Here is a 4,693-nt window from a genome sequence, read left to right as displayed (position 1 = left end):
CCCTAACCCCCACTAGTCAACCTTGGCAATACGGAATCCCATCTCACACTCATACTGATCTGGTTGATTCTCAGCAAGCTTTGGCACTGCATGACCACAACCCAACTTACCATAACGCCACCGGGGTTGACCGTTCTTATCAGCCAGCAAACAGCTTCGACAAACTTGCGTTGGGGAAATAATTTGCTCTTCAGCCAGAATAACTAACATGAGACACCTCCGGTCAAACAATAAGACCGCTAACTCAATCTTAATTCAGGGAGTTGGAAAAAAGTGGTAAATTCAATACACCGTAACGTAAGCCAGATGTTAGTGAGAAGCAGTTTAAGTTAAAATCGTCGATCCAACCGATAGAATCGACTTAGGGATGTGCGCACAAAAGCACCAAACCGAACAAACCTCTCCTGAATGACCAATCACTAGGGAATAACGATAAGTGAGTGACACAAACTTAGATTTTCTCGCGAAAACCGATCCAGCCGTAGCAAATTGTCTCGCCAAAGAACTCCAGCGTCAGCGTCAACACTTGGAACTGATTGCCAGTGAAAATTTTACCTCTCCTGCTGTCCTAGCGGCTCAAGGCTCAGTTCTCACGAACAAATACGCTGAAGGTTTGCCGGGAAAACGCTACTATGGCGGCTGTGAATATATTGACGATGTGGAGCAATTAGCAATTGACCGTGCTAAACAACTCTTTGGCGCTGCTCATGCTAACGTACAGCCTCATTCTGGTGCCCAAGCTAATTTTGCTGTATTTCTGGCGCTGCTGGAACCTGGTGACACTTTTATGGGGATGGATTTGTCCCATGGCGGACATCTCACCCACGGTTCCCCTGTGAATGTGTCGGGTAAATGGTTTAAAGTGCGTCATTACGGCGTTAGTCCAGAAACCGAGCAGATTGATTACGAGCAAGTGCGGGAATTAGCCATTAAAGAACGTCCTAAACTCATAATTTGCGGTTATTCTGCTTATTCTCGGATTATTGATTTTGCTAAATTCCGCAGTATTGCTGATGAAGTTGGCGCTTATTTATTCGCCGATATTGCTCATATTGCTGGTTTAGTAGTTACTGGTTATCATCCAGATCCTATTCCCTATTGCGATGTGGTAACAACCACTACTCACAAAACCTTGAGGGGACCAAGAGGCGGCTTAATTCTTACCCGTGATGTTGAATTGGGTAAGAAATTTGATAAAGCAGTATTTCCTGGTAATCAAGGTGGTCCTTTAGAACATATTATTGCAGCAAAAGCGGTAGCATTTGGTGAAGCATTGACACCTGCATTTAAAGAGTATGCTGGCCATGTCATTGCTAATGCTAAAGCTTTAGCAACTCAACTGCAAGAACGAGGATTTAAAATTGTTTCTGGCGGGACTGACAATCATTTGATGTCGGTGGATTTACGCTCTATTGGGATGACGGGTAAAGTTGCCGATCGATTAGTCAGTGGTGTGAATATTACTGCTAATAAGAATACTGTGCCTTTCGATCCGGAGTCTCCTTTTGTCACTAGCGGATTGCGGTTGGGTTCCCCTGCCATGACAACACGAGGGATGGGAGTAGCGGAGTTTACCGAAATTGGTAATATTATCGCGGATCGCTTACTTAATCCAGACGACGAGACAGTCGCAGCAGATTGTCGTCGTCGAGTTGGTGTATTGTGCGATCGCTTTCCCTTGTATCCTCATCTCAATATGCCTGTTCCCGCTTTAGTTTGAGGTGCGCCACCATGGCTTTTACAGTATGGTGAAATTCGTGATTGAGATTTTGTAGTATTATAGGCAGATATAGTTGTATCTGCCTATGATGGTCAATTTAATCGCTATGATGTCCAGGTCACGAAAATGATCGAGATTGAAACCGGATTGTTGGGCGGTAATCTACAAAAGCTTAACGGCACAGAACTTCGTCATAATTAGCTTAATAATCGTGAAACTACCTATTCAAAAAATTCTCTTCGGTAGCCCCGGAACCGGAAAAAGTCATAGCATTGATGACCAAATTATCCCAAATGATTTGGGAATAACCAACTCACAGAATGTGATCAAGACGGTTTTCCATCCAGAATATACTTATGGTGACTTCATGGGGAAACTGGTTCCGCTTACCAGAGCAGGAAAAGTAGAGTATAACTACTATGAAGGACATTTTCTCAGAGCATTGTCACAAGCGTATAAAAATATTTCTAAATCCCATGATAAACAAGGTATTAAGATTTCAGAACCTGAGAATGTCGCTTTAGTTATTGATGAAATAAACCGTGGTAATTCTTCCGCAATATTTGGAACTATTTTTCAGCTATTAGATAGAAAAGAGGATGGCTGGTCAAGTTATGGTATCAACATAACTGAGATTGAATTTACAAAACTTCTCCAATTAATAGGAACAAGATTTTCTTATGATGAAGAAGGAAGAATAGAGTATAAATTACCACCTTATGCAAGTGAGGGTGTTAAACAACTGGAAACTTTACAAAAGAAAATTGAATTTTTGAAATTTGATTTAGTAAATAAGGTTATTCTGATTCCTCCCAACCTCTCCATAGTTGCGACCATGAATACTTCTGATAACTCCATTTACTTTATGGACAGTGCCTTCAAGCGGCGTTGGGATTGGGAATTTATTAACTGGGATGACACTAAGCTTCCTCCTGCCACATACGGAAAAGGGGGAACTTTGGAGAAGGAGGATTGGAGAAAGCTAATCAAAAACCTTAACAGTTTCATTAAAAGTCATCACGCTTCCGTTCGTGGGATTGAGGACAAGCAGATCGGTTATTATTTTATCAAACCGCCTGTAACTACTGAACAGATACAGAATAAGTTAATGTTTTTCTTGTGGGACAGCGTTTTCAACCGTGATAAAAAACCACTTGTGGATCTTCTGGAAATAGAAAGAGATGATCTCGTAACATTCGGAGATTTTACTAAACTCCATAATATTTTTATCAACAATATTATGAAGCTTAATGGTTGATTATCCCTTGATGCTCTCAATTTAAAATACTAGTATTTCTTCTTTTATGAGCCGTGTTTGACTTTAATAGCCTTAAGCTGATCAAAGGTTCCAATGACTTTTTTGTTGGTATCCGTAAATCCATATCCGGGGATAGTTTCGAGTTTTGTCTGCCAAACGGCTTTGATAATTTTCCGGAGGGAGATTTCGACTCTGTACGAGATTTATTTTTCAAAATGTATCGTACCTTCCGCAAATTTGAGCATGACAATATAGGCACAAGCCGATTCAACAGAAATACATCTGAATATCAGCGAGATCAAGATCAAACAACCCTTTCCTCCGAGGGTGTTAGTATAGAGACAGAGGAAGGAGAAGTCTGTGTATTATACAGCAAGATCAAGATGATCGAGCAAGTATTAGAAGCCTACGATGACCTTGCTATCAACTCCATCCAAAAGAAAGTTAGACGTAGTGAGGATATTGACTATTCTCAGATTCACAAATACTTAGACCGGGCTATCTACCTAGATAAGGATGTAATTTATGTTGATGCGATTGATTTACCACGTCCGACGATGCGCTATGAAAGCACTGATATAGTGAACCTGTATTGTTACGTTCTCGATGAGATTGTGCAGCAGTTACAAGCTGATATACCGGAGAACATTAAAGCACGCAGTCAGGATATTCGCTTTCTTGCCCAGCGATTCAAGGACAACTACCTGAGTAGTAATCAGTCTATTTTTGACAAAGATACTTTCGCAGAAACTATCAACATTCTTAAAGAAAGCCTCGACAACATAGATAAGAACACTTATTATAAGGACACTGACTATTGGGGACTTTACGAAGCCATTGAGATATTCTTATACGGTGAAATTAATCCAAGCCAGAATGATGGTAACTATTGGGGAATGAGGGGATTTTCTCTCCTATGGGAGGATATGTGCCACACCTACTTCTTTAAAAATCATCGTGAAGAAATCTGCTATGCTGATACAGATATATCCCTGAAAGGGTATCAAAATAATGAAAGGCAAGGCGAAGATCAAAACCGGGTTGGCAACTACAAACCATCAGGTAGAACCTGGTACTGGAATCAATGGATTTACCGAAAGATTTCTGATATCCCAAAATACCCAAGACAACATACCTCAGAAAGTTTTGGATGGGATGAACTCCTTTGTATTGAGTTTGATCTACAACCTGGAACTCTGGTTTACTCAAATCGTGATTATGGTGATTTGAGTAAACGAGATAGAAGTAAATCACTACGTCGTTTTCCGCGACCAGACTTAGTTTTAAACAAAGATAAAGAGATAAAAATAATAGATTATAAGGATGTAGCACTTGAATTTTATACTAATCCAAGCTCTTCTCAGAAATCTGCAAATAAATACAAGGATGATATTATTAAGCAACTCACCTATGAACTAGCAATTCAGCAAACACATACTATTTATGATAATCAGTTTTTCATTCCCTACTATTACAAATTAGATACAAATCCCGAGTTTTTAGGAGAAATCGAACCAAATCTCAACCTGAAAGGCATTAAGATATTCAAAGCAAATTTTTTACTCATCCAAAAAACTTATCTGGAGGAGAATCTGTGAGTCACAGACTAGACATCATTCAACTTCACTCCGAAAAATCAAATTTTTATAGTGATTACGTTCCTCTAATATCTTTTAAGAACAAATACCAAAAAGATAAGATAGAGGAATATATAC

At 39.7% G+C, this 4,693-nt stretch carries 4 protein-coding genes; 3 read left to right on the top strand and 1 reads right to left on the bottom strand.

Annotated features, from left to right (window positions below):
- Positions 1-12: 12 nt before the first annotated feature.
- Positions 13-210, bottom strand: a complete 198-nt coding sequence (locus NJ959_RS25795; protein WP_254014621.1) for a hypothetical protein — start codon at positions 208-210, stop codon at positions 13-15.
- A gap of 226 nt (positions 211-436) precedes the next feature.
- On the opposite strand from NJ959_RS25795, the gene glyA reads away from it, so the two are divergent.
- The 3 genes from glyA (at position 437) to NJ959_RS25780 (ending at position 4,576) form a co-directional block, all read left to right on the top strand.
- On the top strand, positions 437-1,720 hold the full coding sequence (gene glyA, locus NJ959_RS25790) for a serine hydroxymethyltransferase (protein WP_254014620.1): 1,284 nt from the start codon (positions 437-439) through the stop codon (positions 1,718-1,720).
- Between the two features lie 211 nt (positions 1,721-1,931).
- Positions 1,932-2,978, top strand: coding sequence for an AAA family ATPase (locus NJ959_RS25785; RefSeq protein WP_254014619.1), 1,047 nt, complete (start codon positions 1,932-1,934; stop codon positions 2,976-2,978).
- 53 nt (positions 2,979-3,031) lie between these two features.
- A complete protein-coding gene (locus NJ959_RS25780) occupies positions 3,032-4,576 on the top strand; it encodes a hypothetical protein (RefSeq protein ID WP_254014618.1) in 1,545 nt (514 codons plus the stop codon).
- Positions 4,577-4,693: the final 117 nt, after the last annotated feature.

Origin of the sequence: Limnofasciculus baicalensis BBK-W-15 (genome assembly GCF_024178385.1) — a bacterium.
Taxonomy (GTDB): Bacteria; Cyanobacteriota; Cyanobacteriia; order Cyanobacteriales; family Coleofasciculaceae; genus Limnofasciculus; species Limnofasciculus baicalensis.
This window is presented reverse-complemented; position numbering and strand designations above follow the sequence as displayed.

What these genes read in the sequence shown, in the direction of transcription:
- NJ959_RS25795 (WP_254014621.1), bottom strand. Translation starts at nt 210, where the DNA reads ATGTTAGTTATTCTGGCTGAAGAGCAAATTATTTCCCCAACGCAAGTT.